This window comes from Pseudomonas sp. NPDC087639, from assembly GCF_044743385.1.
GTDB lineage: Bacteria > Pseudomonadota > Gammaproteobacteria > Pseudomonadales > Pseudomonadaceae > Aquipseudomonas.
In genome coordinates, this window is sequence record NZ_JBIUWI010000003.1 from 1 (window position 1) to 13,396 (window position 13,396).

Below are 13,396 nucleotides of genomic sequence, written 5' to 3' on the forward strand. Positions count from 1 at the left end.
GTGAAACGATGCATCGCCGATGGTAGTGTGGGGTTTCCCCATGTGAGAGTAGGTCATCGTCAAGATTAAATTCCGAAACCCCAATTGCGAAAGCAGTTGGGGTTTTGTTTTAGTAGAAGTACCGATTTTTGCTGGCTCGTTACCGTGTTGACGCGCCAGATACAGAATTTCTTGACGACCATAGAGCGTTGGAACCACCTGATCCCATCCCGAACTCAGCAGTGAAACGATGCATCGCCGATGGTAGTGTGGGGTTTCCCCATGTGAGAGTAGGTCATCGTCAAGATTGAATTCCGAGACCCCTGTCTGCTAGCGCAGACAGGGGTTTTCTCGTTTACAGGCTTGCTAAAAGTAGACGATCAAACAGCTTTGCGAGCCTTGCTGATACGGCACACCAGATGTAGACGCCAATCCCTGATAGTCCTCAATCAAAACATCCAAGTTTGCGAACATTACTTGTCCGCTGATACCAATGATCGAATACGAGCATGAAAATCTGCTCCCAGATATGACAAAGCCAGCCCCTGAACTTCAAGGGCTGGCTTTTTTATGCACAACGCATTCGCTTGGAACTGATAGCAGGCTGTTGCTGCGACTTTGCGCTTCGCGCATGTAGCAAAAATTCAGACTCGCGTAGGGCGCCACTCAGGACTCGATGGTCAGACTGCCCTTAAAGCTTACAGAATGTGCAACTGGCGCCCAGGCATCAGTCAAAAACACCACGCGGCGAACGCTCTAGCACGCCGTTCGGCGGGAATCTTCCGCAAATGCCATCCATTTTCCGCACAGCCCTAAGATTTCTCCGACTCGTGCCGACAGACTGGTGAGACATGCGTGCACCAAATCAGAGCAGCCAGAAGAATGCTGCCTGCGCTGTACATGGAATGTTGCATCCCGGAACGCATCCCCACTTTTGCATAAGAAGTCCCATGAAATGAATCTCAAGTTCAGCCATAAAATCCTGTTGGCCGCCTCGGGCGTCGTGGTCCTGGCTTTCGCTTTATTCACGCTCTACAACGACTATCTGCAGCGAAACACCATTCGCCAGAACCTCCAATCCTCCGTGCAGCAGGCCGGTGATCTGACCGCCAGCAGTGTGCAAAACTGGATGAGCGGGCGGATTCTGGTGTTGGAAAACCTTGCGCAGAACGTTGCCCATCAGGGCAAGGACGCCGATTTCCCGGGCCTGGTTGATCAACCGGCCTTCACCTCGAACTTCCAGTTCACCTACGTCGGCCAGGCCAACGGTGTATTCACCCAGCGCCCTGACGCGAAGATGCCGGACGGCTATGACCCACGTCAGCGTCCTTGGTACAAGCAGGCGGTAATCGCCGACAAAACCATGCTGACGCCGCCGTACATGGCGGCGGTCGGTGGCCTGGTGGTGACCATCGCCATGCCGGTGAAGAAGAACGGCGAACTGCTCGGTGTGGTCGGTGGTGACCTGAGCCTGGAAACCCTGGTAAAGATCATCAACTCGGTGGACTTCGGTGGCCTCGGCCATGCGTTCCTGGTTAGTGCCGATGGTCAGGTGATCGTCAGCCCGGACAAAGATCAGGTGATGAAGAACCTGAAGGACATCTATCCGAACTCCAGCGTACGCATCGAGAAGGGCAACCAGAACGTGCTGCTCAACGGCCAGGAACGCATCCTGTCGTTCACCCCGGTCAGCGATTTGCCGAATGCTCAGTGGTACATCGGTCTGTCGATCGATCGCGATAAAGCCTACGCCGCACTCAGCCAATTCCGTACTTCGGCGCTGATTGCCATGTTCGTTGCGGTGGGCGCAATTGCGCTGCTGTTGAGCCTGTTGATCAACGTGTTGATGCGTCCGCTGACCACCATGGGCCGCGCGATGCAGGACATCGCTCAGGGCGAGGGCGATCTGACTCGTCGTCTGGTCGTAGAAAGCAAAGACGAATTCGGCGAACTGGGCAGCTCGTTCAACCAATTCGTTGAACGGATTCACGCGTCGATTTCTGAAGTGTCTTCGGCAACCCGTCAGGTTCATGACCTGTCGCAACGGGTGATGGCGTCGTCCAACGCTTCCATCGTCGGTTCGGACGAACAGAGTGCGCGCACCAACAGCGTGGCCGCGGCGATCAACGAACTGGGCGCCGCCACTCAGGAAATCGCCCGCAACGCCGCCGATGCTTCGCAGCACGCCAGCGGCGCGAGCGAGCAGGCCGATGACGGTCGCCAAGTGGTTGAGCAAACCATACTGGCAATGACCGAGTTGTCGCAGAAGATCAGCCTGTCGTGCACGCAGATCGAAACCCTGAATGCCAGCACCGACAACATCGGACACATCCTCGATGTGATCAAAGGCATCTCGCAGCAGACCAACCTGTTGGCGCTCAACGCCGCCATCGAAGCGGCACGTGCCGGTGAAGCCGGGCGTGGCTTTGCGGTGGTGGCGGACGAGGTGCGTAACCTTGCCCATCGCACCCAGGAGTCGGCGGAAGAGATCCACAAGATGATCACTTCGTTGCAGGTCGGTTCGCGTGAAGCGGTGACCACCATGAACGCCAGTCAGGCGTCCAGCGAGCAGAGCGTTGAAGTGGCCAACCAGGCCGGTTTGCGCCTGGTCAGCGTGACCCAGCGCATCGGCGAAATCGACGGTATGAACCAGTCGGTAGCGGCCGCCACTGAAGAGCAGACCGCGGTGGTGGAAACCCTCAACGTCGACGTTAACCAGATCAACCTGTTGAACCAGCAGAGTGTGGCCAACCTCAACGAAACGTTGAAGGATTGTGATGCGTTGTCGCAGCAGGCCAACCGCCTGAAGCAGTTGGTCGACAGTTTCAAAATCTGACCTGAAGTCAGACCGCGTTATCGTTCATCGCGGGCAAGCCCGCTCCCACAGGATTCTTGGCGAACACGAAATGTGTGAACGACTTGGACTCTGTGGGAGCTGGCTTGCCAGCGATAGCGGTAGCGGTAGCTCAGTCACCGCCAAACCAAAGCCTTAAACAAACAGCTTCAAAACATTCCCCATCGCATCATCCGCAAACCCCTGCACAAAATCCTTGAACCCCGGCAGCGCCTCGGCCCCACCGCTGGCAGGCTCGGCAATGATCGTCCAGGTCGCCCGCGACTTCCCCGCACCCAACGACTCCACATTCATCGCCGCCCACAGATTGGCCACACCCAAGGTGTTGTAGATCGTTGTCCAGGTCATGCTCCGCGCCTGCTCATCGCGGGAGTTGAGTTGCTCGACCACCACGTTGCCGTCCTTGAAGCATTTCTTGCGCAGCGAGGACACGCCCTCGCCGGTCAATTCAATGTGCGACAGCGCCGGGATGAATTGATCGAAACCGCCGAAGTTGCCGACCACTGCCCAGACTTGCGCGGCGTCTGTCGGCACTTCTACCGAAGACACAACGTGGCAGCCGTGAGGGTTCTTGATCAGGGTGTCGGGTTGCAGAGTGCTCATGGTGTTGCTCCTTTTTGATGAACTAGATGAAATTGATTTCTTTCAGGTAATCGCAGCCACGACGCAGCAGCGCCGGGGATTTTTCCGGGTAGTGCGCGCCCATCTGCTGGACGCCGGCCTCGGCATTGGCGTGGCCGATCAGGGAGATGTCGCCGATGTCTTCCTCGAAGCCGTTGAGGTAGAAACCGAGCACGCCGAACAGCGCGTTGTCGGCATCGACTCGCCCCAGTTGCTGCTGCCAGTCGGCGACGCTGACCAGCGAGAACTCGCTGCCGGTATCGCGAAACGAGGCGACGTAGGCGTCCCAGCTCAACGGCTCGGGGTTGTGCAGGTTGAACACCGAGCGCTGCGCCGAATAACGGCTGGCGTGGAAGGCGATGAATCGCGCAAGGAAGTCCACCGGCATCAGGTCGAAGTTCAGCGCGAAGGCCGGCACCTGCCCGAGCTGGATCGAGCCTTTGAGCATCAGCATCAAGCGGTTTTTATGTGGCTGGCAGACGCCACTGAGGCTGTTGAAACTGATGTTGCCGGGGCGGTACAGATTGACTCGTACCCCAAGCGTTCGCGCCCGTTCAAGGATGCGTTCACCGACCCATTTCGACAGGTTGTAGCCGTTGCGAATGTAGATCGGCGGCGTAGGCGCGGCGGGCAGTTCCAGCACCCGGCCCGCGTCATCGACCGTGCTTGAAGCCGATAGCGTCGAGACGAAATTGAAGACCTTTTTGCTGCTCCCTTCGCAGAGGCGCAGCAGTTCGAAAATCGGCTCGACGTTGTCCGCCGCCAGTGACTCGTAATCGAGCACGTGATTGACGTTGGCAGCGTTGTGCACCAGTGCGCCGAACTGTTGATCCAGCCGCTGATAATCCACGTCGCTCAGGCCCAATTGCGGACGCGCAATATCCGCCGCGTAAACCCGCACCCGACTCAGGTCCAGATGCTCGAGGCGGTTCTCGCGCAATGCCTGAGCAAAGCGCTGCGCCGCTGTTTGTTCGGCACCGTCGCGCACCAGGCAGGCCACTTCGCTGGCGCCCCAACCGAGCAGCGCCTCGACGATATGCACACCGACAAAACTGTTGGCACCGGTGACGATCACCTTGTGCACATCGCCCATACGGCTTATCGGCAGCGGTTCGATATCCAGCGCCCGCTCAGCATCGGCCATGGCCTGGGCGCTGAGCACGGCGCTGTCATCGGTGCCGCGCACCAGCGTGGCGAGTTTGATGAGAGTCGGCAGTTCGATGAAGCGATTGATCGAGATGCTGCGGCCGAACTCTTCACGCAAGCGCAGCAACATCCGCGACAACAGAATCGAATGGCCACCGAGATTGAAGAAACTCTCGTCGGTGGAAATGTCGCTGGTCGGCAATTCCAGCAACTCGGCCCAGATCTCCAGCAGCAGTGCTTCGTCTTCATTGGCCGGCAGGCATTTCGGGCCGCTGTCCTGCACGTTCACCGGCAGTTCCAGCAGCGCTTTGCGGTCGACCTTGCCATTGCTGGCGAACGGCATGTTCGGCAGTTCGGTCCACGCCACCGGCTGCATGTAGTCCGGCAGAAATTGCTGCGCGTGGGCCTTCAGGGCATCGCGAGCGTCGTCTGATTGAGGCTGGGCGAGGAACGCCAGAATCCGCCGCTGACTGTCGATCACCACAGCGATTTGTCGGTACAACTGGCTCTCGCGCAGACAGCGCTCGATCTCTTCCGGCTCGACCCGGAAACCGCGGATCTTCACCTGATTGTCGCGCCGGCCGCACAGCTCGATGCCGTGCTCGCCCCACTTGGCCATGTCGCCGCTGCGGTAAGCGCGCAACTGCTGGCCGTCCGGTAGCTCCAAGGTCAGATAGCGCTCGGCGGTCTGCTGCGGATTGTTCAGGTAACCGAGGCAGACACCGGGGCCGACGATGAAAAGTTCGCCCACGGTCTGCTCGATCACCGGTTGCAGATCATCATCGAGAATCAGCACCTGGCTGTTGGCGATCGGCGCGCCGAGGGTGCGGTTGCTGTCGCCGGGTTTGAGTTGCCGGGCGGTGATCAGCACCGTGGCTTCGGTGGGACCGTAGAGGTTGTGCAGTTTGCCCTGACGCGTGAGTTGCTCGATGACGAATGGCTCGCAGACATCACCGCCGGTCATCACCTGTTGCACGCCTTGCAGTTGCTCCAGCGGCAGGATGCTCAACAGTGCTGGCGGCAGGAAGGCGTGGGTCAATTGTCGGCGGCGGATCAGTGCGACCAGTTGCAGCGGATCGCGCCGTTGCGTGTCATCGGGCACCACCAGTTCGGCGCCCATGAGCAGGGTCGGGAAGATGTCGATCAGCGACGAGTCGAAACTCAGCGAAGAGAACTGCAAAACCCGACTCTCGGCCTGCATTTGCGTGTAGTCGGCGTACCACGCAGTAAAGTGCGCGAGGTTCGCTTGACTGAGCAGCACACCCTTCGGGTGTCCGGTGGTGCCCGAGGTGTAGAGCGCCATGCACGGCGCATCGAGTTCGGGGCGCTGGCGCATCAACGGTTGCGAGAGGTCGGCGTGGAGGCTGTCGATACGGCTGACATTCAGCCCCGGCATCCTCTCGCTCAGCGGATGTTCACCGTCATGCAGCAACAGCAAGGCGCCGGCGTTCTCCAGGATGTATTGCTGGCGCTGCAAGGGATGGCTCGGCTCCAGTGGCAAGTACACCGCGCCGCTGCCGAGAATCGCCAGAATCGAGGCGAACAGCGCAGGGCTTTTCGGCAGGCAGATGCCGACCACCCACGGTTGTGGATGCTGGTCGAGCAGGGGCTGCAAACGCTGTTGAATCGCCCGGCTATGGGCGTGTAACTGGCGATAGCTGATCGTCTGTTCGGCGAGGTGCAGCGCTGGTCGCTCGGGGTGATTGATCAGGCTCTGTTGCAAGCGCTCGATCAGCGGGATTTGTGCCTGTTGCAGCAGCGCCGGATTCGCCGTGGCGTTGAGGCGATGGACGTAGGCCAGGCTGTCGAGGAACAGCAGGTTTTCCATCCGTTCGAAATCCGGCGCAGTCACCGTTGCGGCCTGTTGGAAGTAGTCCGTGTCGCGGGAGTAGCGGCTGACCAGCAATGAAACCTCGTCCACCAGCTGCGTCAGCACCCTTTGTCGCAGTGCCTGACCGTTGCCGGACGGCTCATCGCCAATGGGCACTCGGCTGATCAGCGACGAGCCGAGGAAACACAGCAGATCGAGTGTCGGCAAACCTGCAACGCTCTGCGCACCGATACCTAAACGCAGATGCAGGTGTGGGATTGCGCAGAAATCGCCGGCGGCAATGAAGCCATCGTCGATGATCAAATCCATCGTCGATTTCGCCGCGCCACTGCGCGTCAATGTATGCCCGTGTTGTTCAAGTTCCTGCGCCAGGTCGGTCATGGCCTGGCTGGCGCCCATCAGCAAAATGTCGAGACGTTTCATGTCGGCCTCCTCAAACCAGGTAGTCGCGCAGGGCGTGCTGCACGCATGGCGTGTCGAGCAGCGAGCTGTTGTGGAAGAACTTGACGATGTTGCCCACCAACGGGTGATGGCGATTGATCGGGAAGGCCAGGCCGGCGATTTCGTCCCGGAGCGAACGCCGTGTGGCCTCGTTGACCGGGAGGGCATCGATCAGTCGCAGGTCGAAGGCTTTCTGGATGTCGTTGGTCAGGTAATGGCCGATGAACACCGGCAGGATCTGCGCGATGGTGGCGCGATCTGCGTCGCTGGCGGTGTGCCAATAGATGCGCACCATCCGCGCCCAGAAACTGGAGTGGCGGCCCTCGTCGAGCAGGTGGTCGGCCATCAGGCCCTTGATCGATGGCTTGACCGTATCGTCCCGGGCGAACGCTGCGACGTCGCCGGTCACGGTGTTCTCGGCGATGGCCACGCAGATCAGCTCCACCGCGCTGCGCAGGTGTTGCGGCGCCAGTGCCACGGCGGCGGGGATCGCCCGGCTCAACTCGATTTCATCGGGCAATTCGATCGGCGCGATGCCGGTCATGGCCACCGTTTGCTGCATGAAATCCATCGCCACCAGGGCGTGGTAATCCTCATCGACCACGACGGTCATCGCGTCATAACGGCAAGCGAAAGGAAACGCGACGGCGAAGCGGTTCTTGGCGATGCTGCGCGCGGTTTTGTCGACGATTTCGGTCTCGAAAATCACCACATCGTTGATGAACTTGTACAGCGTCTGCACCAGAGCGAAATCACGTTGCTGCGGGCACTCGCGCAGAAAGGTTTCGCTGAGCACCAGCGGTTGTCGACTGAGCGGATAGATCAGGCGCTCGTCGTTTTCCAGCACGCGGCGCGGGCGAGTGCGAATAGTCGCGCGACTTTCCCAGGCATCGGCGAACGATTGATAGTCGGCGGCGTTCATTGGGCCACCTCCGTCAAGGGTTCGCGCATGCTCACGCGCAGGCCGTCCCACAGGGCGATGCGGCTTTCGACGGCGGCGATGGCGCTGGCGTAGACCTCGGCTTCGCGCTGCGGGTCGCCATCGACCAGTCGCTCAAGCAAATGCTCTGCCGCCGGGCCGTGATCCTCGGAGTCGACCTCGATGTGCCGCTCCAGGTAGTAGCGAAAGGTCGGCGCCTGTTCGATGCCGATGCCCCAGTCGTCCAGAATTCGCTGGAACATGGTCGGGATCACACTTTCGCGGCCATGCAGAAACGCAGCGGCCACGCTGTGCCCCGGTGCATGCAGGGCAATGCGCAGAGTGTCGCGGACAAACTGCGCGGCGGCGGGATCGACCTCGACGCTTTGCAGTGCCACGTCATAGCTCACGCCTTCCTGTTGCAGCGCGACGAAGCGTTCCACGGCCGAGGTGCTCGCACCGACTTCGCGCATCGCATCCAGGTACAGCTCGAAATGGCTGTAATGACCGTGGCTCAAACGGTTGTCGGATTCCTCACCGAGGACAATCTCGTTGATCAGGCGGGCGGCATGCGGATCACGCGGCGGCAACCAGGGCAGACGAGTACAGGTCAGTTCCTGTTGCAAGCGTTTGGTCAGCGACATGAAATCCCAGACGGCAAACACATGGGTTTCCATGAAACGGCGCAAAACCGCCAAGGAATCGATTTCAGCGAAGATCGGGTGAATGCTGAGTTCGGATTTTTTCAGGGCGAGTTGTTCTTTAGTTGGCATCTTGGTTGGCCTCACAGTTGTTGGAATAGTGGGAGTCGCTCATTCAATTGCGCAATAACGGATAACAACGGCGTGTATGTTTTTTGGTCGAGCTAAAGCCTCATTCGAGTCGATGAAAATTTTGCTATTAGTGCCGTGAAAGTGCTGTTGGCTTGATGCCTTGGCCGGTATGGCCTTGATCGAGTGTCTTTATGAACCAAGCGTGGTACGCCGGGTCGGAGAAAAGCTAATACATCGCAAAACAACTTAACAAGTATATTTTCAATTATTTTTAGTTGTGTGTTTTTCAAGTATGAGAATCACCGATAAAACTATTTGAATAAGTTTTATTGGGGCGAAGTTGCTCCTTTCAGTCAATAAAGACCAAAATCGAATAAACAGAGTGAATGCCTCACTCGAAGCAGCTTTTTAATAATGAGAATGAAGTTATTTGAGGGGATGAAAGTTGGCCCGGAACGACGCCGATTCTTTCCTTTTCCCGTGACAAGGCTCCTTCCGTAGGTTCCTGTTGCGGGGACTGCGCCGACGGTGCGGTGCGTCGCCCGTTCTTTATTGGTTTGGCCGTTCAAGAGTGAGGGTAAATGGCCGCCACGGCTATTACCGATTCATCACCGAGAAGGGTGCAAATATCGGGCTGATTGGCGCAGGGAGGTTAGAGCGAAGATGTGGATATGCCAGTGGATTCGTGGCCGGGGAACGGGGGATTTGTAAGTGGGTTATTCGCCGGGCGGACGCAGTGGTCTGATCCCGGCGTGGAAGTTTCAGCGCGCGGCTTTGCGGCTTTGGGCGGCAGGGCTGGCGAGATAGCGGGTGATGACCTCAACGCCGCGGTTGAGGTGTTGTTCGAGCAATGTGATCGAGTGTTCGACATCACGCTCGATGACCGCTTGCAGCATCGCGCGGTGGTCCTCTTGGGACAGCTTGCCCAGGCCCATGGCTTCGAGATTGAAGCGCAGGAAACGCTCCTCCTCGTTGAGACCCTCTTCGACCAGCCGCAGCAGACGCTGGTTGGGTGCCTTTTTGTACAGCGCCATGTGGAACAAGCGGTTTAGCCGGCCGATTTCCGTGTAATCGTGTTGGGCCTCGAGCTCTTCGATATAACTCGCTGCCTGTGCGTGATCGGCAGCGGTCAGTCGCGGAATGGACTGACGCATGGCTTCGGACTCTAGCAGGATCCGCAACTCGTAGGTTTCCGTGGCATCGCCCTGGATCAGCGGCGCAACCACGGCGCCTTTGTGCGTGGTGACGCTTAACAATTCCTGCGCTTCGAGCTGGCGCAAGGCTTCGCGCACGGGCATGCGACTGACCCCGAACAGATCGGCCAGATCCTGCTGGCGCAACGCTGTGCCGCATGGCAAACGCCCATCAAGGATGGCGGCGCGCAAGGTTTCTTCGATGACGGACCGAGCCAAGTGTGCGGGAATCGGCCCGTCGACTTTGATGCTGTGCAGCGGTTTGGGCTTCTGTGTCACGACTACGCACCCTGTATGTCGGCTTGATTTGGATCCAAAGGACACTAGTGATTGCTCTACAGGTTGTCAAACCGTGTAACGGTTCAGTGCCTTCATCAGTTTAGCGCGGTCGCGATGATCTCATGGTGCCATTGTTTTTTACCGGGCTAAGCTTCACCATCAAACGCTTTCCTTCCTTCCTGCCTCTGGAAACCTGCTGTGGCGGTATGTTTCGCGATCCCCCGGACTCTGCGCTGGCTAGGCTGCGCACTGTTGCTGGCCGGCGTCATGCTGGGCGGTCTGCATGCCGATTGGGATTTTTCCGCGATCAGTCGCAAAGCTACAGCACTTTATGGACCACTGGGCGCCGGGCAGCAGCGAATCGATGCGTGGCAAAATCTGCTGGCCACGCAGAAACAGGTCGGCGAGATGGAAAAGCTCAAAGTGGTTAACCTGTTTTTCAACAAGCAGGTGCGTTACGTCGAGGATATCGACCTGTGGCACGAGGTCGACTATTGGGAAACCCCTATCGAAGCCTTGTGGAAAGGTGCCGGCGACTGCGAAGACTATGCGATCGCCAAGTATTTCAGCCTGCGCCATCTCGGGGTATCCAGTGACAAGCTGCGCATCACCTACGTCAAGGCCCTGCGCCAGAACCGCGCGCACATGGTGCTGACGTACTATGCCACTCCCGATGCCATGCCATTGGTGCTCGACAGTCTGATCGATCCGATCCAGCCGGCGGCCCAGCGAACCGATTTGCTGCCGGTCTACTCTTTCAATGCAGAAGGTCTGTATCTGCCGGGTGCCAAAGGCAACAAAAAGGTCGGAGACACTAAACGCCTGTCGCGCTGGCAGGATGTGTTGAAAAAAATGCAGGCCGAAGGTTTTCCGGTCGAGTCGATTAACTAGGAGCACGCGCTCAGATGTCTTTGTTCAAACAGCTGTTGATCGCTATCTGTCTGTTCCTGGTGGTCGCCTTCACCGGCAGCTTCATGGTCAGTCTGGAGAGCTCTCGCACCCAGTACGTCAATCAGTTGCGCTCCCACGCCCAGGACGCCGCCACGGCGCTGGCGTTGTCGCTGACGCCGAATATCGACGACCCGGCGATGGTCGAGCTGCTGGTCAGTTCGATTTTTGACAGTGGTTATTACGCGAGCATCCGCGTGGTCGATCTGAAGACCGACCAGACCATCGTCGAGCGCAGTGGCATTCCGGCGGTCACTAATGTGCCGGACTGGTTCGTCAACCTGATCGGTCTGGAACCGGCTGGTGGCGATGCGCTGGTCAGCCGTGGCTGGGAACAGGCGGCGCGGGTCGAGGTGGTCAGCCATCCGATGTTTGCCGTGGCCAAATTGTGGCAGAGCGCTTTGGGCAGTCTTGGCTGGTTGCTGATCTGCGGCGCGCTGAGTGCCGTCCTCGGTGCGTTGCTGCTGCGCCGGCAGTTGAAGCCGCTGGATTACATGGTCAAGCAGTCCCACGCCATCGCCCGTCGCGAATTCCTCAGCCTGCCGGAGCTGCCGCGCACGCCGGAGTTGCGGCGTGTGGTGCTGGCCATGAATCAGATGGTCGAGAAGCTCAAGGCGCTGTTTCAGGAGCAGGCCGAGCGCAGTGAAAAACTGCGCGCCGAATCCTATCAGGACAACCTCACCGGTTTGGCCAACCGGCGCTATTTCGAAATGCAGCTGAACAATCGGGTGAGCAATCCGGAGCAGGCCAGTTCCGGTTACCTGCTGCTGTTGCGGGTCAAGGATCTGGCCGGGCTCAACCAGCGGCTTGGCGGTCAGCGCACCGACGAACTGCTGAAAGCGGTCGGCGAGCAACTGTCCCGCGAATGCGCCAAATACCCGGAAACCCAGAACCTCGTTACCCGTATTCGCGGCGGTGAATTCGCCGTGCTGGCGCCCGGGCTGGTGCGCGAGGAAGCGCTGCAACTGGCGCAGAACCTCGACAGTGCGCTGAGCAGTCTGCACGCCACGGGCGCGACAGATGTGCCGGCGGTGGCCTCTATCGGCCTGGCGCCATTCGTTCACGGCGACTCGCCGCAAGCGGTGCTGACGCTCGGCGATCAGGCGCTGGCGCAAGCTGAAGGGCAGGGCGAGCAGAATTGGGCGTGCATTGATCAAAGCCTCACGGCGGATGTCGGCGACGATCACCACGCCTGGCATCGCTTGCTCGATCAGGCGTTGAGTCAGCAGCGTTTTGAACTGTATTTCCAGCCGGTGGTGGCCGCTCAGGACACGCAACTGGTGCTGCATTACAAGGTGTTGTCGCGCTTGCTCGATGATCAGGGCCAGACCATTCCCGCCGGGCGTTTCCTGCCGTGGCTGGAACGCTTTGGCTGGACCGCGCGACTGGATCGCTTGATGCTCGAACGCGTGCTGGAGCAGATGAAAGAGCATGAAGATTCGCTGGCGCTGAACCTGTCCTCGGCAACCCTTGCCGATCCGCAGGCACTGAATAAAGTGTTCGAGATCCTGCGTGCGCATTCCAATCTCGGCGAACGCCTGACCCTGGAAATCGGCGAAGAGCAATTGCCGGAACAAGCGGTGCTGGAGCAGTTGACCCGGCGTCTGCGTGAACTTGGTTTCTCGCTGAGCCTGCAGCGCTTCGGCGGGCGCTTCAGCATGATCGGCAACCTGGCGCGGCTGGGGCTGGCGTACTTGAAGATCGATGGCAGCTACATCCGTGCGATTGATCAGGAGAGCGACAAGCGTCTGTTCATCGAAGCGATCCAGCGTGCGGCGCACAGCATTGATCTGCCGTTGATTGCCGAACGGGTCGAAACGGAAGGGGAGTTGTCGGTGATTCGCGAGATGGGCCTGTATGGGGTTCAGGGACAGTTGTTCGGTGAGCCCAAGCCCTGGAAGTAATCTTTTAGTGCGGTGGTGTCAGTGATGCCGCCTTCGCGAGCAGGCTCGCTCCCACATTTGAAATGCATTCCAATGTGGGAGCGAGCCTGCTCGCGAAAGGGTCAGTCCAGTCACCCAAGGTCCCGGGTCAGATCAAGCCGCCTTCATCTTCATCAATGAGCTGGCTCAACCCACCCAACGCTTCCCGCGCCTGGGTCCGATCCATCAATTTGGCCTGCGCCGCTGGTGGCAGGTCGGTGACGCGGATCACGCCTTTCTGGGTCAGCACCTGAATCAGGTCGTCGAGTACCCGAATCATTTCAAAGTCGCTCTGCTTGAGCTGTTTGAGGCTGTTTTCCACGGCTTCGTTGGCGTACCACGCCTGGATTTCATGGTGATCGGCCGGCAGCGTTTCCGTGGCCTCGGCGTACGCCGCGGCTTCCACGCGAATCAACTGGCCTTGCGCATCGCGTTGCACGTAAAACATTGAGCATCCCTCGGAAATGAACCAGCGTCATGCTGTCAGCAG

At 59.0% G+C, this 13,396-nt stretch carries 9 protein-coding genes and 1 rRNA gene; 4 read left to right on the top strand and 6 right to left on the bottom strand.

Going from position 1 to position 13,396, the window contains the following annotated elements; all coding sequences use genetic code 11:
* Positions 1-170 precede the first annotated feature (170 nt).
* Together rrf and ACIOVB_RS02855 are read left to right on the top strand one after the other, a co-directional pair.
* Positions 171-286, top strand: a 5S ribosomal RNA gene (gene rrf, locus ACIOVB_RS02850).
* Positions 287-934: 648 nt separating this feature from the next.
* Complete coding sequence (locus ACIOVB_RS02855) at positions 935-2,815, top strand: methyl-accepting chemotaxis protein (RefSeq protein ID WP_401264635.1); 1,881 nt, start codon at positions 935-937, stop codon at positions 2,813-2,815.
* A gap of 153 nt (positions 2,816-2,968) precedes the next feature.
* Here the strand turns inward: ACIOVB_RS02855 and ACIOVB_RS02860 are convergent, their stop codons facing one another.
* From ACIOVB_RS02860 to ACIOVB_RS02880, 5 genes are all read right to left on the bottom strand, one after another.
* The gene (locus tag ACIOVB_RS02860) at positions 2,969-3,436 is read right to left on the bottom strand and encodes an SRPBCC family protein (RefSeq protein WP_401264638.1); all 468 of its coding nucleotides are present in this window, start codon (positions 3,434-3,436) and stop codon (positions 2,969-2,971) included.
* A gap of 22 nt (positions 3,437-3,458) precedes the next feature.
* The gene (locus ACIOVB_RS02865; RefSeq protein WP_401264641.1) at positions 3,459-6,854 is read right to left on the bottom strand and encodes a non-ribosomal peptide synthetase; all 3,396 of its coding nucleotides are present in this window, start codon (positions 6,852-6,854) and stop codon (positions 3,459-3,461) included.
* A 10-nt stretch (positions 6,855-6,864) separates the two neighbouring features.
* The gene (locus ACIOVB_RS02870) at positions 6,865-7,794 is read right to left on the bottom strand and encodes a diiron oxygenase (protein ID WP_401264644.1); all 930 of its coding nucleotides are present in this window, start codon (positions 7,792-7,794) and stop codon (positions 6,865-6,867) included.
* Positions 7,791-8,564 carry a DUF3050 domain-containing protein gene (locus ACIOVB_RS02875; protein WP_401264646.1) on the bottom strand — a complete coding sequence of 258 codons (774 nt, stop codon included), beginning with the start codon at positions 8,562-8,564 and terminating at the stop codon, positions 7,791-7,793. Before ACIOVB_RS02875 ends, ACIOVB_RS02870 begins: the two co-directional genes overlap by 4 nt.
* A 761-nt stretch (positions 8,565-9,325) precedes the next feature.
* Positions 9,326-10,036 (bottom strand): GntR family transcriptional regulator, encoded by a 711-nt coding sequence (locus ACIOVB_RS02880; RefSeq protein WP_401264649.1) that lies wholly within the window; start codon positions 10,034-10,036, stop codon positions 9,326-9,328.
* Positions 10,037-10,234: 198 nt separating this feature from the next.
* On the opposite strand from ACIOVB_RS02880, the gene lapG reads away from it, so the two are divergent.
* Positions 10,235-10,927, top strand: coding sequence for a cysteine protease LapG (gene lapG, locus ACIOVB_RS02885; RefSeq protein ID WP_187680324.1), 693 nt, complete (start codon positions 10,235-10,237; stop codon positions 10,925-10,927).
* 14 nt (positions 10,928-10,941) lie between these two features.
* The gene (lapD, locus tag ACIOVB_RS02890) at positions 10,942-12,888 is read left to right on the top strand and encodes a cyclic di-GMP receptor LapD (RefSeq protein WP_401264651.1); all 1,947 of its coding nucleotides are present in this window, start codon (positions 10,942-10,944) and stop codon (positions 12,886-12,888) included.
* A gap of 127 nt (positions 12,889-13,015) precedes the next feature.
* On the opposite strand, the gene ACIOVB_RS02895 is transcribed toward lapD, so the two are convergent.
* On the bottom strand, positions 13,016-13,354 hold the full coding sequence (locus tag ACIOVB_RS02895) for a hypothetical protein (RefSeq protein ID WP_038369138.1): 339 nt from the start codon (positions 13,352-13,354) through the stop codon (positions 13,016-13,018).
* Between the last annotated feature and the right edge of the window lie 42 nt (positions 13,355-13,396).

Bases quoted from the DNA above. Each gene is read 5' to 3' on its own strand.
- lapD (WP_401264651.1), top strand. From the start codon at position 10,942: ATGTCTTTGTTCAAACAGCTGTTGATCGCTATCTGTCTGTTCCTGGTG.
- ACIOVB_RS02855 (WP_401264635.1), top strand. From the start codon at position 935: ATGAATCTCAAGTTCAGCCATAAAATCCTGTTGGCCGCCTCGGGCGTC.
- ACIOVB_RS02860 (WP_401264638.1), bottom strand. From the start codon at position 3,436: ATGAGCACTCTGCAACCCGACACCCTGATCAAGAACCCTCACGGCTGC.
- ACIOVB_RS02870 (WP_401264644.1), bottom strand. From the start codon at position 7,794: ATGAACGCCGCCGACTATCAATCGTTCGCCGATGCCTGGGAAAGTCGC.
- ACIOVB_RS02865 (WP_401264641.1), bottom strand. From the start codon at position 6,854: ATGAAACGTCTCGACATTTTGCTGATGGGCGCCAGCCAGGCCATGACC.
- ACIOVB_RS02875 (WP_401264646.1), bottom strand. From the start codon at position 8,564: ATGCCAACTAAAGAACAACTCGCCCTGAAAAAATCCGAACTCAGCATT.
- ACIOVB_RS02895 (WP_038369138.1), bottom strand. From the start codon at position 13,354: ATGTTTTACGTGCAACGCGATGCGCAAGGCCAGTTGATTCGCGTGGAA.